17 protein-coding genes are annotated in these 14,059 nt (G+C 42.9%); 10 read left to right on the top strand and 7 right to left on the bottom strand.

All coding sequences use genetic code 11. The features are described from left to right. Positions 1 to 30: 30 nt before the first annotated feature. The 5 genes from ACOCD9_RS01830 to map all read right to left on the bottom strand — a co-directional run bounded on the left by ACOCD9_RS01830 (position 31) and on the right by map (position 5,418). Positions 31 to 2,358 carry a WD40/YVTN/BNR-like repeat-containing protein gene (locus ACOCD9_RS01830; protein ID WP_419546222.1) on the bottom strand — a complete coding sequence of 776 codons (2,328 nt, stop codon included), beginning with the start codon at positions 2,356 to 2,358 and terminating at the stop codon, positions 31 to 33. Positions 2,359 to 2,492: 134 nt separating this feature from the next. Continuing rightward, positions 2,493 to 3,119, bottom strand: coding sequence for an aminoacyl-tRNA hydrolase (pth, locus tag ACOCD9_RS01825; RefSeq protein WP_287700349.1), 627 nt, complete (start codon positions 3,117 to 3,119; stop codon positions 2,493 to 2,495). A gap of 49 nt (positions 3,120 to 3,168) precedes the next feature. Beyond that, positions 3,169 to 3,393, bottom strand: a complete 225-nt coding sequence (locus tag ACOCD9_RS01820) for a DUF2811 domain-containing protein (RefSeq protein ID WP_002800048.1) — start codon at positions 3,391 to 3,393, stop codon at positions 3,169 to 3,171. Between the two features lie 709 nt (positions 3,394 to 4,102). Then, a complete protein-coding gene (locus tag ACOCD9_RS01815) occupies positions 4,103 to 4,504 on the bottom strand; it encodes a universal stress protein (protein WP_287700347.1) in 402 nt (133 codons plus the stop codon). 68 nt (positions 4,505 to 4,572) lie between these two features. After that, complete coding sequence (gene map / locus ACOCD9_RS01810; RefSeq protein WP_419546221.1) at positions 4,573 to 5,418, bottom strand: type I methionyl aminopeptidase; 846 nt, start codon at positions 5,416 to 5,418, stop codon at positions 4,573 to 4,575. A gap of 132 nt (positions 5,419 to 5,550) precedes the next feature. Between map and trxA the strand changes: the two genes are divergently transcribed. The 7 genes from trxA (at position 5,551) to ACOCD9_RS01775 (ending at position 9,744) form a co-directional block, all read left to right on the top strand. After that, positions 5,551 to 5,868 (top strand): thioredoxin, encoded by a 318-nt coding sequence (trxA, locus tag ACOCD9_RS01805; RefSeq protein WP_002739627.1) that lies wholly within the window; start codon positions 5,551 to 5,553, stop codon positions 5,866 to 5,868. A gap of 33 nt (positions 5,869 to 5,901) precedes the next feature. Further along, positions 5,902 to 6,186, top strand: a complete 285-nt coding sequence (locus ACOCD9_RS01800; protein ID WP_004163118.1) for a DUF427 domain-containing protein — start codon at positions 5,902 to 5,904, stop codon at positions 6,184 to 6,186. Continuing rightward, positions 6,183 to 6,656 carry a pantetheine-phosphate adenylyltransferase gene (gene coaD, locus ACOCD9_RS01795; RefSeq protein ID WP_002779868.1) on the top strand — a complete coding sequence of 158 codons (474 nt, stop codon included), beginning with the start codon at positions 6,183 to 6,185 and terminating at the stop codon, positions 6,654 to 6,656. Before ACOCD9_RS01800 ends, coaD begins: the two co-directional genes overlap by 4 nt. Before the next feature lie 36 nt (positions 6,657 to 6,692). Further along, the gene (locus ACOCD9_RS01790; RefSeq protein ID WP_002758055.1) at positions 6,693 to 7,352 is read left to right on the top strand and encodes a hypothetical protein; all 660 of its coding nucleotides are present in this window, start codon (positions 6,693 to 6,695) and stop codon (positions 7,350 to 7,352) included. A gap of 124 nt (positions 7,353 to 7,476) precedes the next feature. Continuing rightward, complete coding sequence (locus tag ACOCD9_RS01785; RefSeq protein ID WP_287700345.1) at positions 7,477 to 8,274, top strand: hypothetical protein; 798 nt, start codon at positions 7,477 to 7,479, stop codon at positions 8,272 to 8,274. A 120-nt stretch (positions 8,275 to 8,394) separates the two neighbouring features. Beyond that, positions 8,395 to 9,237: a dihydropteroate synthase gene (gene folP / locus ACOCD9_RS01780; RefSeq protein WP_419546220.1), complete on the top strand. Its 843-nt coding sequence runs from the start codon at positions 8,395 to 8,397 to the stop codon at positions 9,235 to 9,237. A 48-nt stretch (positions 9,238 to 9,285) separates the two neighbouring features. Further along, entirely contained in the window at positions 9,286 to 9,744 is a 459-nt protein-coding gene (locus ACOCD9_RS01775) for a cupin domain-containing protein (protein WP_419546219.1), read from the top strand. 17 nt (positions 9,745 to 9,761) lie between these two features. On the opposite strand, the gene ACOCD9_RS01770 is transcribed toward ACOCD9_RS01775, so the two are convergent. Continuing rightward, on the bottom strand, positions 9,762 to 9,962 hold the full coding sequence (locus ACOCD9_RS01770) for a hypothetical protein (protein WP_104397593.1): 201 nt from the start codon (positions 9,960 to 9,962) through the stop codon (positions 9,762 to 9,764). A 319-nt stretch (positions 9,963 to 10,281) separates the two neighbouring features. Beyond that, positions 10,282 to 11,106, bottom strand: coding sequence for an Rpn family recombination-promoting nuclease/putative transposase (locus tag ACOCD9_RS01765; RefSeq protein WP_287967359.1), 825 nt, complete (start codon positions 11,104 to 11,106; stop codon positions 10,282 to 10,284). 58 nt (positions 11,107 to 11,164) lie between these two features. On the opposite strand from ACOCD9_RS01765, the gene ACOCD9_RS01760 reads away from it, so the two are divergent. The 3 genes from ACOCD9_RS01760 to ACOCD9_RS01750 all read left to right on the top strand — a co-directional run bounded on the left by ACOCD9_RS01760 (position 11,165) and on the right by ACOCD9_RS01750 (position 14,035). Then, positions 11,165 to 12,052 (top strand): S66 peptidase family protein, encoded by an 888-nt coding sequence (locus ACOCD9_RS01760; RefSeq protein WP_287700338.1) that lies wholly within the window; start codon positions 11,165 to 11,167, stop codon positions 12,050 to 12,052. Positions 12,053 to 12,116: 64 nt separating this feature from the next. After that, positions 12,117 to 13,094 (top strand): SDR family oxidoreductase, encoded by a 978-nt coding sequence (locus ACOCD9_RS01755; protein WP_287700336.1) that lies wholly within the window; start codon positions 12,117 to 12,119, stop codon positions 13,092 to 13,094. 23 nt (positions 13,095 to 13,117) lie between these two features. Continuing rightward, positions 13,118 to 14,035 (top strand): NAD(+) kinase, encoded by a 918-nt coding sequence (locus ACOCD9_RS01750; RefSeq protein ID WP_008201585.1) that lies wholly within the window; start codon positions 13,118 to 13,120, stop codon positions 14,033 to 14,035. The last annotated feature ends 24 nt before the right edge of the window (positions 14,036 to 14,059 follow it).

The following is a 14,059-nucleotide window of genomic DNA, read 5'->3' as shown; positions in this document are numbered from 1 at the left end:
TTTGTCAAGCCCCGCCGGTCAAAATTTCCGCTAAACTTGGCTAATGATAGCGAAGAAAACAAAGAGAAAAACCATAAATGCCCCTGCCATGCGGAAGAAGGATTTAGGAAGATTAATAACTTTCTCCAGTTTCAAGAAACCCACCAGAAAATAAGCGGCGATTGCCAGGAGAATCGGGATAACTAAGCGCAAGATTGTGCCAAGGGGACCAGAGAAAAATTCACCGATTTTATAGCGGGGTGTATTTTCTTCCGCGTGAGGAGGAATAGTTACACTTGTCCAAGTTTCTCCCCCATCGGTGGAACGAAAAACTGTAGTTTTAGCGCCACCAAAACCGAATAAAGTTCGATCTTGAGCGTAATTAGGAGAAAACTGGACGGAAATACCAGAAGAAGGGATACTATGAATTTTCACTAGAGGTATTTTAGGATCACCAATTGATTTAAAAGTTTCTCCTCCATCGGTAGATTTAAACAAACCATCTCCCTGTAAACTAACTATTACCGTGCGATCATTGGCATAATCAGGAGAGATAGCAATGGTTTCTACTGATGCCTGAGGATTAAACCCCGGTTTCTCTAATTTTGTCCAACTTTTAGCCCCATCTTTGGTGACAAACAAACCAGAAATTGTCCCAGCAAAAATAGTTCCATCACTGGGATAATTGGGAGACATTGCCAACTGCACATTAGGGGTTTTTGATAGAGGTGTTCCTTGGCTGACATTTTTCCAAGTTAGTCCACCATCAACACTTTGATAAATACCCTCTTTTCCCGTGACAAACAAAGTTTTATCCTTAGCAAAATCAGGGGAAGCTACCATGGCAGGGGCATAATTACCGGAAATTCTGCCCACTTCACTGATATTTTTAACCGTATTTCCTCCATCAGTAGAACGAAATATTCTACCCTGCTGATTGGTGAGAAAAAGAGTTTTATCCTTGGCAAAATCTGGGGAAGGAACTATCCTCGGACCGCGGACTTTCTGATCGATTTCGATAATTTTCCAGAAATCACCACTGTTATCGGATTTGGCAAATTTATTGCGTAAAAACCCCGCAAAAATAGTTCTATCTTCTCCATAGTTAGGAGAAAAGGCAATGTCAAAGAAACGCCGGGGATCTTGTCCTGATTCTTCGGGATCTTTACCAAGTCGATAAACCTCTAAACCGCGATTAATTGGAGTCCAAGTTTCCCCTTTATCCCGACTGATGAAGATATTGCCTACATAATTAGCCATGACGACAGTGGCATCCTGGGCATAATTAGGAGAAACCGCCATGGCGATAACTGTTGCCCGGGCTAACGTTTCTATTTCCTGCCATTGTTTGCCGCTATCTGTGGTTTTAAATAAGCCATTAAATCCCCCTAAAAACATCGTATCTTGAACTATTTTTAAATCCATAAAATGGGGAACCTTATAATCATCAGCCTGTTTATCTTTGGTTAAACCCTCGCTCATTTTTGTCCAACTTTTGCCCCCATCTTGAGAAACATACATTCCGTCATACCAAGTGATGGCATAAAGGCTTGAATTTTGGGCATACTGGGGAGAAATAACGATGTCTTCGATGATTTTATCCTTAATTCCTTCGTTAACAGCTTGGAAGGTTTTACCATCATCAACGGTTTTAAAAATACCTGCTTCTTTTGTGCCGACAAAAAAGGTTTTATCCCTGTCTAAATTAGGAGAAAAAGCAATTGTATCTACTGCCCCCATATTAGCAGGTAAGGGGAGATTCTGCCAAGTTTTTCCCCCATCGGAGGAACTGTATAATTTACCCTGTTCATCCCCGAAAAAAATGCGATCAGGATTGTTGGGAGTAATAGCTAGAGAGGTTATCAGTGCCGTGGTGGGGAAAATATTTGACCAATTTTTACCGCCATCTTCGGTTAAATAAACCCCTTTTTCTAATCCCACTGCCGCTACTATATTGGGATCGGAAGGGGCAATTTCTACGAAGTTAATAAAATTAGTTTCTAAACCCTGATTAACTTTCTGCCAAGATTCCCCCGCATCTTCACTTTTATAAATACCATTGGATCTTGAAGCTAAATAGAGAATATTTTTATTGAGGGGAGATAGGGATAGGGAACTTAATTCCCCCGTATAATCTAAACCTTGAATTAATCTTGTCCAGTTGCTGCCTCCATCCCTAGACTTATAAAAGTTATTTCGCACTAATATATATACCGTATTATCTGTCTGGAAATCGGGAGAAACTTCCAATTGACTAATCACATCATGGGGACGATGGGCAAAAGCGGGATTACCCCAAAGACAAAAAACTGTAGCGATTATCAATAAAATGAGATTAAACTTGTGGGCGCATCTCAGCAAACTTTGGCGATTAATCATAGTTAAACTGCTAATATCGAGGATAAAAATTGACCTAATCTAGCAAAGGGCGATCAAAATTTGACCAAGGGTTCTGTAAGAGTATAGACGAAAATGGCGATTATAACCATTACTAAAATCGGGCTTATTTGCTATCAGCATAGATCAGAACCAATCTCTACACTTTGATTATTGTAGAGACTCATTGCCTTTTGTAACCCTTGTTTGAGACCAAGTTCGATCGCTTTTCTGGACAAGTCTAACACTTTCAAGATCACTTGGTTTTCTTGGGGGGTGAATCGGCCTAAAACGTGGGAAATTGTCGCTTTTTCGGTTGATTTACCGATTCCTATGCGTAAACGAGCGAAGTTTTCCGTGCCAACGTGGGCAATCATTGATTTAATACCGTTGTGTCCGCCAGCCGATCCCGATAGACGGATTCTCAACCGGCCTAGGGGCAGATCCATATCATCGTAAATGACTAAAATCGACTCTGGGGCTAGTTTATACCAGTCCAGAACCGATCGCACCGATTGCCCAGATCGATTCATATAGGTTTGGGGTTTCAAGAGACGAATTTTGCCCGGGAGAGAACCGTCACCCTCGGCAATAAAACCTTGAAATCGCTTGTTTTCCTGCCAAGATAGCCCCCAATCCTGTGCTAATGAGTCCACAGCTTCAAAACCGATATTATGACGGGTGCGATCATATTTGGGTTCGGGATTGCCCAAACCGATAATTAGTTGAGGAATGATTAAATTAGGGGTTTTATCGGAATTCATAGGGAGAAATCGGGCTTTTAACCATGACCCGACTCTTATTATCCCCGAATTAGCACTCCGAGCGCTGGAACAAAGTTTCTAGATAAACCTTGGCACAGCTATTTTGCTCCTCAAAATTCATCCTTTCGGAGGATTGACAATTAAGTAGAAAAAATGATAAAGCCGCCGTAAACACACCATCTTGATCCCAACCGGGGTGGGTTTCTAGATATTGTTGTAGGGATTGGTGGAGGATTTCGGGGATTTCTGCCAAGATACTGACTGATGTATTCATATCGTTTACCTCTGAATCTGAAGTGGGGAAATCCCTGACTGGTGCAGTGGACAGTAAGGACTATTGTGAGCCAAGTTGGGGGGAGTTGCAATATTACCAGATGTAAAGGAATGCTTTAGAAAAACTTAATATTTACGATCAAATAAGGGTTAGAGCTAGATTTTATTTACTCAACTTAACAGTAACTCAGTATCTATCGATGGGAATTTTGACAATCAAGATTAATTTTTTCTCGAAGCAAGTGCCGATTCTATCGCTGTTGCCTGTGGAAAAGTCTGGGTAAACTGTGGAAAACGTGGGATTGAGTGGGGAAATACTGGGGAATGTATGGGGGAAAACATTGGGGAAAAATAAGATTTGCAAATTTTAGTCAGCAGTGCTGCTCAAGACTACTTAGGGTTTGCGGCAAAAAGTTTTTCGTGGGTGCAGGGTGTGGGGTGTGGGGTGTAGGCTTCGGCCGTGAGCTCAGCGTTCGACCGAGCTCACGCCGAGGTCCGAACGGGTGTAGGGTTTTACCGATTTTGAGGTAGTCAGTTACCTAATTTTCAGGGAAAAAGTCCAGGAATTTTACCCCCGATCACTCCAATGGTCAGCACTTTTTGAGGTCAAAAAAGTCTAAAAGCCTTATCTAACAAGGTTTTTAGATTTATTCAGCCAACCCTACTTAGGCGCTCTTGCCAGAGTACCTTTTCTAGCTGAATGCTGGCTGCTATGCTTTCACCACCAATACTGAACAGGTAGCTTCTGCCACCACGAGACTACTAACAGAATCTTCGATCACCCGTTGAACTCCCGTTAATCCCCGGCTGCCGATCACGATCAGATCAGCATGATAGATATTAGCTAAACGAATAATTTCCTCCGCTGGATCGCCAAAGATGACCTCGATTTCACTAGGGGTAGCAATCTGGGATTGATAGCAGCGCAATTGATCTTCAATGATCTCACGGGAGGGGTGAGGGCGATCCACTGCCGATTCATCTCCCTTCTTACCAAGAATATGGGTGATGATGATGGAAGAATTTGCCGTTAGAGAGAGGGAATTCAAAGCATGAAGGACTCGATGGGATGATTCCCCACAATCTAAGGCAACAACGATATTTTTAAACATTTTGACTAAATCCTGCCACTAAATAAATTTTCAATTAAGATTCCGGAGCAAAAAATCTATAGACAATTTTATAGGTTATTGCGATCAGTTAAGATTTCGTAACCTGTGGCGGTTACTAAGACGGTATGCTCAAATTGAGCGGAGAGAGCATTATCCATCGTCACCACCGTCCAACGATCGCGCAAAGTTCTGGTATGTTTGGATCCCGCGTTGACAATTGGTTCAATTGCCAGAGTCATCCCGGCGCGGAGTTTGACATTGGGTAACTGATTAGTGCGAAAATTAAACACCGAGGGTTCTTCGTGGAGATTTCTGCCGACTCCATGGCCGGTAAAATCTTCTACCACTTGGAAACCGTTAGCTTGAACGTGATCTTCGATCGCTCCCGCAATATCGAGCAGATAATTGCCCGCTTTTACCTGATTTATGCCTTTATATAAAGCTTCTTCCGCCACGCAGATTAATTTTTCGGTTTTTGGAGAGACGGAACCGATCGCGATCGTGATACAGGAATCCCCATGATAACCTTGGTAGTAGGCCCCCGTATCTACCTTTAACACAGAACCGGCCTTGAGGCGTTTTTTCGGGCTAGGGATACCGTGAACGACTTCGTTATCGACGGAGGCACAAATCGAGGCAGGAAAGCCATAATAACCTTTAAAACTGGGAGTAGCACCCATTTCGCGGATACGTTTTTCCGCATAGGCATCCAAATCCGCCGTCGTCATCCCGGGTTGAGCGATCTCGGCAATTTCCTTAAGGACTGTAGCGGCAATTTTACCCGCTTGTCGCATAATAACGATTTCTGCGGCGGATTTGGTTTCGATTCCCCGGCGGCTTTTCTGTACTCGCGGCGAACCTACTTGCTCTGGAGTTTTAGTTTCGGGAAAAAGCAGCTTGGTTAGGATGTTCATGGAAAGTTGGCTGTCGAGTCTTTACCTAACTTAGCATTTTCCCGGCGATCGATGACCACTCTGGAGAAATCAAGGGACATCTAGAAAAGCTATAGTAGGGAAAAGCCTATTTTTCTGGCGAGGTGACAATTTATGGCAGTCAAAAAAGAGTTTTCCAGTTTTGAGGAACTGTTGCAAACCACTAATCTTCCCGTGTTAGTGGATTTCTATGCCACTTGGTGTGGTCCTTGTCAAATGATGGCTCCGATTCTAGAACAAACGGGAATGTATTTCAAAAATCGCCTACAAATTGTCAAAATTGATACAGACAAATATCCTAATTTAGCTACTAAGTACGGTATTCAAGCTTTACCGACTTTAGTAGTCTTTAAAAATGGTCAACCGATCGATCGAATCGAGGGAGTGGTGCAGGTTAACCAACTGGTTCAACATTTACAAACTCTGTTGTAAGATAATTTTGAACCAGAACTAGGAGTTAGTGTCATGGCAAAGGCGATTTGGAATGGTGCAGTGGTAGCGGAAAGCGATAACTGTGAAATTGTCGAGGGAAACTACTATTTTCCCCCCGATACCATCAAAGCTGAATATTTTCAATCCAGTAACACCCATACCATTTGTTCTTGGAAGGGAGAGGCTAGTTACTATACTCTCAGGGTAAATGGACAAGACAATAAAGATGCCGCTTGGTATTATCCCGATCCTAAGCCAAAAGCCCAAAATATTAAAGGATATATCGCTTTTTGGCGAGGTGTGCAGGTTGAGAAATGATCGCCATCTACCCCGGCAGCTTCGATCCAGTTACACTCGGTCATTTAGATATTATCGAACGCAGTGTGCCACTATTCGAGCGAGTAATCGTGGCAGTTCTCTGCAATCCCCATAAAAACCCCTTATTTAGCGTCGAAAAACGCATAGAACAGATCAGCTACTGTACAAAACACCTGAAAAACGTTGAGATAGACAGTTTTTCAGGATTAACGGTTGAATATGCCAGATTAAAAGGTGCTAAGGTACTTTTGCGGGGGTTGCGAGTCCTCTCAGACTTTGAAAAAGAACTGCAAATGGCACACACCAATAAAACTCTCTGGGAAGGAATCGAAACGGTTTTTTTGGCCACCACTAAAGAATATAGTTTTTTAAGTAGTAGCGTGGTTAAAGAAATCGCTCAATTCGGTGGCTCTGTCACCCATCTAGTCCCGGAAAACGTTTCTAGGGATATTTACTCATACTACAGTTAACATACTAAAATACAGTAATGAGGACGATCTGAACCTATGGCGCGCCGAGAACCTAATGATCCCAGAAAAGCAGTACCTAACACTTCTAATAGTGGGGTTCCCAGTCCACCCGTCGATTTCGATATCTATCAGGATTTGGCGCGTCTGCAAGAGATGATTTTTGATAGTTTCCATATCCCCCTCACCCGTTGGACAATCATCGATGAGGGACAGATCTCCGAACAGATCGATCTTATCTATGAAACCGTGCCACCAGCAGTACAGAAAGCTTTAGCAATTTTGCAGGAAGAACAGGAAATTATCACTAAAGCGGAGGAATACGCTCAACAAGTGCTTCGTTCCGCTCAACAAAGAGCCGCCCAAATTCTCGACGAGTCTGGTATTATTCAACAAGCAGAACGGCAAGCGGCCCAAATTCGTCAACGGGTTCAGCAGGAGTGTGAATCCTTGCAACAACAAACCCTCGATGAAATCGAACAGATGCGTCACAGCACCTTGCAGGAAGTGCAACAGTTACGACAAAAAACCCAAGCTGAATGTCATGAAATTCAAAAAGGCGCTGACGACTATGCTGAAGCGGTTTTAGAACATCTCGATCGAGAATTAGGGGAAATGTTACAAGTTATTCGCAACGGTCGTCAACAGGTAAGATCGAAACCAACATCGTCAAAAAATCTACCCGGAGAACGTCCTTAATCAGTTATCAGTTATCAGTTATCAGTTATCAGATGTAAGTTTTAAGTTAATTAGTTAGTTATCTTTATCCCTGATTACTGTTTACTATTTACCGATCACTACTGATAAATGATAACGGAATTTCATGAATAACTCCTCCTCGAATTCCCATCTATTCGGACGCTTTCTTAGCGGGTTATTCAGCTGGAAAATTTGGTTATTTGCCCAGATATTTCAAGGTAGTAAAAGCTTTTATCGATTCCTGTATCATTATTTATATCGTCGTCCTAAAATTGATCGCATTCTCGGTAGTGATGTCATCTATATTCCCGATAAAAAACTTTATAGTATTCCCCTTGATGTCCTGAAAATGGAGCAGCAAATGGTTAATAGTGATCGCCAACAATTGACTTCTGTTACCACTTGGAAAGTTAAAACAATTCATCCCACCATCACTGAAACCGAGATACAATTCCACGATATTACCGTCGATTTACAACAGGTACACCTGATTAAATCAGACTTTAATAACTACGATTATACTAACACTCGCCGCTTGGCTCCTCTGGTGAAAACCTTGCTTTTTGAAATTAACCCCAAAATTGCCAGTTTAGTAGAAAAGAAAAATCAATTACATAGACTGCGAAATCTGGCCGCATCTTCCGAAATTTTTCATTCACAAACTCCATTATATGATCGAGCAATTAATCAAGTCCAGCTAATTATCGATCAAGCGGAAACTTTGAGACAAGAATGTTTAAAGTTTATCCGAGAAACTCTGATCGAACGGGAATTAGTGCAATCCGATATCGATACCAATCTCGTTGATTTGCCCCTCGATTTTGCCAGTCAATATCAACTAATTCAAGAAAAATTTCAACTCTGGAAAGAAGAAGTACAAGCTTATTTTGAATTAAAAGATTCTTCTCTACCTAAAAATTAACTATCACCGTTAGTAATCAGTTATCAGTTATCAGTTATCAGGAGATTATTTTGATTTATTCTTCACACTTCATAATTCATAATTCATAATTCATATACTTTTTCAGCAGGATTTAGTATTATGTCTAATTTAACGGTAATTCGTGAACATATTTTTGCTTGGGGAAAACGTACTTATATCATGGGTGTTTTGAACGTTACTCCCGATAGTTTTAGTGATGGGGGAGAATTTGACAATGTTGAAAATGCTCTGCTACAGGCGATGAAAATGATCGAGGCCGGGGCTGATATAATCGATATCGGTGGTCAATCCAGCCGTCCGGGAGCCGAAGAAATTAGCCTAGAAGCAGAATTATCGCGAGTTATCCCCGTAATCACCGCTATTCGACAACAAAGTTCTATTCCTATCTCTCTCGATACCACTAGGGCAATCGTAGCAGCCCAAGGTATCGCCGCCGGGGCCGATTTGATCAATGATATTTCTGGGGGAACCTTCGATCGCCTATTATTGCCTACGGTGGCTAAATTGGCTGTTCCCATCATCCTCATGCACCTGCGGGGTAATCCGCAAACGATGCAATTCCTAACACATTATGATGATTTAGTCAAGGAAATTAAAGAATTTTTACAGAATCGCGTTAAGGAAGCTGTACACTGGGGCATTGCTAGGGAAAATATTATCATCGATCCGGGGATTGGTTTCGCCAAAACTGGGCGACAAAATCTTGAGTTATTGCGAGAATTAGGGCAATTTCGGGATTTAGATTTACCTATTTTAATTGGATTGTCGAGAAAACGCTTTATCGGCGAGATTACAGGCAAAGATGATCCAAAGGAACGAGTTTTCGGAACGGCGGCGGCCTGTGCCATAGCGATCGCTAAGGGAGCCGATATCCTGCGGGTTCATGATGTGGCTGCGATCGTAGATGTGAGTAAAGTGGTGGACGCAATCGAGCGAAGTTGAAAATTTTTGCTAGTCTTAGAATCATCCACAGTTCGATCGAAATTAGCGATGAATAGCCAACTAACCAGCGATCATTGTATGCTACCCGTGATTCGATCTCCCCGGGATTATCAAGTTTTTCGCATTAGCTCTGGGGATACGAATCGTTTAGCGATCGTCTTCGATTCTACCGTAGCGGGGGATTCCTTGACCGTCTGTGTGGAAATTTTCGATCCCCACGGTTGCACCCCTACCCATCGTCATCATTTTGCCGTAGAAATGTTTTTTATCCTCAAAGGGGAGGGAATGGCTATCTGTGATGGTAAACCGATTCCCCTCGGTCCGGGGGATAGTTTATTAGTCCGTCCCACGGGTATTCACGAGATTAGAAATGTGGGGGACGGAAGACTTTATGCACTATGTTTTATGGTTCCCAATGAGGATTTTTCGGAATTAATTCGCAATGGTATCCCAGAGGAGTTAGACGCAGAAGATTTAGAGGTGTTGATGGGAACTATTAAAGGATAATCAAGCCATATTATCCCTTAAATTTTGGTATTTTTTTTCAGGAAAAGAGCGATAAAAAAGGTAAAGGTTCCTCCCAGAAGTCCGAAGATTAGCCAATTTAATCTTGGATAGCCTTTATTGATAGCGATGACTGTAGCAATGCCACCGATGAGACAATGCCAGAAAAAAAGCAACAAGAATAAATCCAAACTCGGGGAAATATCACCAATTAGTTTCATATTTTATCAGTAGAGCGATCGAGTTAATTTTTTAGATAGCAAATCTCGAGAATTTTTCCAATGACCGAATCCCTTAGCCTGTGTTATGTTTACTCACATCGATTAAGTATTTCTCTTATTTTTTTGTCCAAGGCCATTTTGTTCCCATCTCGGTTAAAGCTGAAAAAACTAGATAGAGAATGAGAAAAGCAACACAAAAGAAGAAAGTCAATAAGTCGTTATTCATCGAGTTATCCCTGATAGCTTAAAGGTCACTGATTCACTACTATCCATTCTACTTAGCAATTACTGCTTTTCTAGATTGTTGAAACAGGTTTGATTATTGTTGCTGTTGTGCCAAATAGTTAAGCACTGTTTCCAGATTCAAGTCTAAGCGTTCTGAGATTTGTTGTGGGGTTAAACCGAGGTCTTGCAGTAGAGGAATTGTTTTCAATTTTTGCAAGTTTATTCCCCGTTCAATTCCCTGTTCAATTCCCTGTTCAATACCATCTCCAAAAGCTTCTTGATAGAAACGAGTTTGTTTTAGGTCTTGTAGTTCCAACATAGCTTCAATTTCCTCTCGACTTTTTTGGGGTAATTTATAAATGATTATCGTTTCGATTAAATCAATGACATTTTTCTGTACTAAGCGATCGCTCACTTCTCTTTGAGCCTGTTTAATTAGAATCTTAGCAGAATTGACAGCTTGACTCTCACTTTCCGTGACCAATTTGATCATGGCGATCGCTAAAGAAGGAGTCTCGTCATTTGGCAATTCATCCAGATAGATTCGTTTAATCCTAGCCAAGGATAACAAATCTGCAAATTGCTGGGGATGTTCTCGCTCAATTTCTCGACTAGGATAAATAACAACTATCTGCCAGGGTGACAAAGGTTTATACTGTCTAAGATACAAGAAAAGTTCCGAAAATAATCGATAATATAGGTCTTCATCCTTTTGAAACTGCACTTCTACCAGATAAAAGGGCAAATTTTCCAGATTATCGAGCGGCAAAAATAAACCATCCAATCGAAAAGCTAGTTGTTTAACTTCTTGGGAAGTAAATCGATAATTGCTAACGATAGCATCGGGTCGTTCGATTAATTCAAAGAACGAATCGGGAAAATCGAGAAACATTCGATAGAATATGCTGTCAGTTTTCATGCTGTCACAAAATTACCTGTAATTTCCGCTTAATCCGCCAACAAAAGAGAATTAACCTATGATCATCCCATCGTTTCTGCAACCCGGTGCTAAAGTTTCTCTGGTGGCCACCAGTGGTGCCGTCAAGGAATTAGCCGCCCTCGAAAAAAGCGTAGAAATCTGGCGATCGAGGGGTTATCAAGTGGAATTTAGCGAGAATTGGGGCAATCGTCTCGGTTATCTCGCCGGTAGCGACGAGCAACGTCGTCAAGCTTTAGCCCAGGCATGGCAAGATCCCGATTGTCAAGCAATTCTCTGCGCTAGGGGGGGTTACGGTAGCGCTCGCCTCTTAGAAAATTGGACATGGGCAAAAACTAACCCGAAATGGTTAATCGGTTTTTCCGACGTGACGGGGATTTTATGGAGTTTAGCGAAACAGGGCATCTGTAGCGTTCACGGTCCAGTTTTAACCACCTTAGCCCAAGAAAGTCCCCAATCAATTGATCGCCTCTTTTCTCTCCTAGAAGGTCGTCCTTTAGCCCCTCTTATCGGTCAAGGTTGGGGTGGGGGCAAAGTGCGGGGACGCTTATTACCAGCTAATTTAACCGTAGCCACCCACCTCCTCGGAACCTCGGTTCAACCCACCCTAGAGGGGGTAATTTTAGCCCTAGAGGACGTAACCGAGGCCCCCTACCGGATCGATCGAATGTTAACTCAGTGGCGAATGCTGGGCATTTTCTCCCAAATTAAAGGCATTGCCCTCGGTCGTTTTAGCCGTTGTCTGGCAGCTCCCGGCAGTGATAGTCAAACCGTAGAGGAAGTCTTAAAAGAGCGTTTGGGCGATTTAGGCATTGCGGTTATTGCTGAGTTACCCTTCGGTCATGATGGCGATAATGCCGCTTTACCGGTGGGAACAATGGTAGAACTGGACGGGGATCGGGGAATCTTAGAATTTTTCTATCCCTAATGATCCACTTTTTTGATAGTATCTTAGAGAAGTGTTAACAAATGTAACAAAAAATTAATTATAGATGAAAGTATTAGTTGTCGGTGCGACGGGAACCCTAGGGCGACAGATCGTGCGTCATGCCATCGATCAGGGACATCAAGTGCGTTGTTTGGTACGCAGTCAGAGAAAAGGGGCTTTTTTGAAGGAATGGGGCGCGGAATTAGTCGGGGGAACCCTGCGGGATAAAAGCACCATTATTACCGCTTTAGAGGGAATGGACGCGGTGATCGATGCCGCTACTGCCCGGGCGACGGACTCGGCCAGCATTAAACAGGTGGATTGGGATGGTAAAGTTAATCTGATTCAAGCGGCCAAAACTGCGGGAGTTGATCGCTTTATTTTCTTCTCGATTCTCAATGCCGAAAAATATCCCAACGTGCCTTTAATGGAGATAAAACGCTGTACCGAGAAATTTCTAGCAGAATCGGGTTTAAAATATACAATTCTGCGTCCCTGTGGCTTTATGCAGGGTTTAATCGGTCAATACGCCATCCCGATGTTAGATAATCAAACGGTCTGGATCACGGGGGAAAGTACGGCGATCGCCTACATGGACACCCAAGATATCGCTAAATTCGCCGTTCGCGCCCTAGAAGTCCCCGAAACCGTCGGTCAATCCTATCCCGTGGTGGGCAGCAAAGCTTGGAAAGCTGAAGAAATTATCGAAGTTTGCGAACGCTTATCGGGTAAAGAGGGGAAAATTTGGCGTTTACCCATGGGATTACTGCGTTTTATGCGGGGAATAAGCCGTTGTTTCCAATGGACCTATAATATATCCGACCGACTAGCTTTTGCGGAAGTTCTCGCTAGTGGTCAAGCTCTTGATGCTCCAATGAAAGAAGTTTATCAAGTATTTGGCCTTGATCCGAGTCAAACAACTACTTTAGAATCCTATTTACAAGAATACTTTAGCCGCATTCTCAAGAAGCTCAAGGAAATCGACTTCGAGAAACAAAAAGCTCAGAAGAAGAAGAAAACTCCTTTCAAAAAGAAAGCGTGATTCAGCAGTAGGAAAATTTGTCAATGCCCAAAATCGGCATTATTTACAACGATATTAAGCCTATCGCTTGTAAAACAGCCCATCAGATACAAGATCAGCTACTTTCCCTAGGTTGGCAGGTGTTTATGGCTACCGGCAGCGGTGGCCTGCTAGGCCATTCTAAACCCTCTCGTCCGGTTTGTTTTACCCCGATCGATCAGTTAGTCCCCCCCCACTTCGAGCAAGATTTAAGTTTTGCGATCGTGTTGGGGGGCGATGGTACAGTCCTATCGGCGGCCCGGCAGTTGGCCACCCTCAATTTGCCCCTGTTAACGGTCAATACGGGACACATGGGCTTTTTGACCGAAATTTACCTAAATCAGCTTGAACCTGCCTTAGAACTGGTTTTAGAGGGGAAATACACCATCGAAAATCGCTCGATGATCACGGTGCGACTATTTCGCGAAGATACCCTCCTCTGGGAGGCACTTTCTCTCAATGAGGTGGTCGTCCACCGGGAACCCCTCACCAGTATGTGTCATTTTGAGATTCAAATTGGTGAACACGCACCCGTCGATATCGCTGCCGATGGGGTGATTCTCTCCACTCCCACCGGTTCTACTGCCTATGCTCTCAGCGCCGGCGGCCCGGTAATAACTCCCGATGTGCCGGTATTACAATTAGCTCCCATTTGTCCCCATTCTTTAGCTTCCAGATCCTTGGTATTTTCTGACAAGGAAACGGTGAATATTTTCCCAGCAACTGCTAACAGGATGGTGATGGTGGTGGACGGTAATGGCGGTTCTTATATCTTGCCAGAAGATCGAATTAATGTGCAGAAATCGCCCCACCAAGCTCATTTTATTCGTCTGCAATCGACGGAATTCTTCCGCATCCTCCGGGAAAAATTGGGTTGGGGTTTGCCTCATATTGCTAAACCAACTTCGGTGGAATTACCTTAATCAGTTATCAGTTATCAGTTATCA

The organism is Microcystis sp. (assembly GCF_048564745.1).
Taxonomy (GTDB): Bacteria; Cyanobacteriota; Cyanobacteriia; order Cyanobacteriales; family Microcystaceae; genus Microcystis; species Microcystis ichthyoblabe_A.
The sequence above is the reverse complement of the archived record's forward strand: the minus strand, read 5'-3'. Positions and strand labels throughout refer to the sequence as shown.

Bases quoted from the DNA above. Each gene is read 5' to 3' on its own strand.
- ACOCD9_RS01750 (WP_008201585.1), top strand. From the start codon at position 13,118: ATGCCCAAAATCGGCATTATTTACAACGATATTAAGCCTATCGCTTGT.
- ACOCD9_RS01755 (WP_287700336.1), top strand. From the start codon at position 12,117: ATGAAAGTATTAGTTGTCGGTGCGACGGGAACCCTAGGGCGACAGATC.
- ACOCD9_RS01820 (WP_002800048.1), bottom strand. From the start codon at position 3,393: ATGAATACATCAGTCAGTATCTTGGCAGAAATCCCCGAAATCCTCCAC.
- ACOCD9_RS01775 (WP_419546219.1), top strand. From the start codon at position 9,286: ATGAATAGCCAACTAACCAGCGATCATTGTATGCTACCCGTGATTCGA.
- folP (WP_419546220.1), top strand. From the start codon at position 8,395: ATGTCTAATTTAACGGTAATTCGTGAACATATTTTTGCTTGGGGAAAA.
- ACOCD9_RS01770 (WP_104397593.1), bottom strand. From the start codon at position 9,962: ATGAAACTAATTGGTGATATTTCCCCGAGTTTGGATTTATTCTTGTTG.
- map (WP_419546221.1), bottom strand. From the start codon at position 5,418: ATGAACATCCTAACCAAGCTGCTTTTTCCCGAAACTAAAACTCCAGAG.
- ACOCD9_RS01785 (WP_287700345.1), top strand. From the start codon at position 7,477: ATGAATAACTCCTCCTCGAATTCCCATCTATTCGGACGCTTTCTTAGC.
- ACOCD9_RS01790 (WP_002758055.1), top strand. From the start codon at position 6,693: ATGGCGCGCCGAGAACCTAATGATCCCAGAAAAGCAGTACCTAACACT.
- coaD (WP_002779868.1), top strand. From the start codon at position 6,183: ATGATCGCCATCTACCCCGGCAGCTTCGATCCAGTTACACTCGGTCAT.
- pth (WP_287700349.1), bottom strand. From the start codon at position 3,119: ATGAATTCCGATAAAACCCCTAATTTAATCATTCCTCAACTAATTATC.
- ACOCD9_RS01765 (WP_287967359.1), bottom strand. From the start codon at position 11,106: ATGAAAACTGACAGCATATTCTATCGAATGTTTCTCGATTTTCCCGAT.
- ACOCD9_RS01830 (WP_419546222.1), bottom strand. From the start codon at position 2,358: ATGATTAATCGCCAAAGTTTGCTGAGATGCGCCCACAAGTTTAATCTC.
- trxA (WP_002739627.1), top strand. From the start codon at position 5,551: ATGGCAGTCAAAAAAGAGTTTTCCAGTTTTGAGGAACTGTTGCAAACC.
- ACOCD9_RS01815 (WP_287700347.1), bottom strand. From the start codon at position 4,504: ATGTTTAAAAATATCGTTGTTGCCTTAGATTGTGGGGAATCATCCCAT.
- ACOCD9_RS01800 (WP_004163118.1), top strand. From the start codon at position 5,902: ATGGCAAAGGCGATTTGGAATGGTGCAGTGGTAGCGGAAAGCGATAAC.
- ACOCD9_RS01760 (WP_287700338.1), top strand. From the start codon at position 11,165: ATGATCATCCCATCGTTTCTGCAACCCGGTGCTAAAGTTTCTCTGGTG.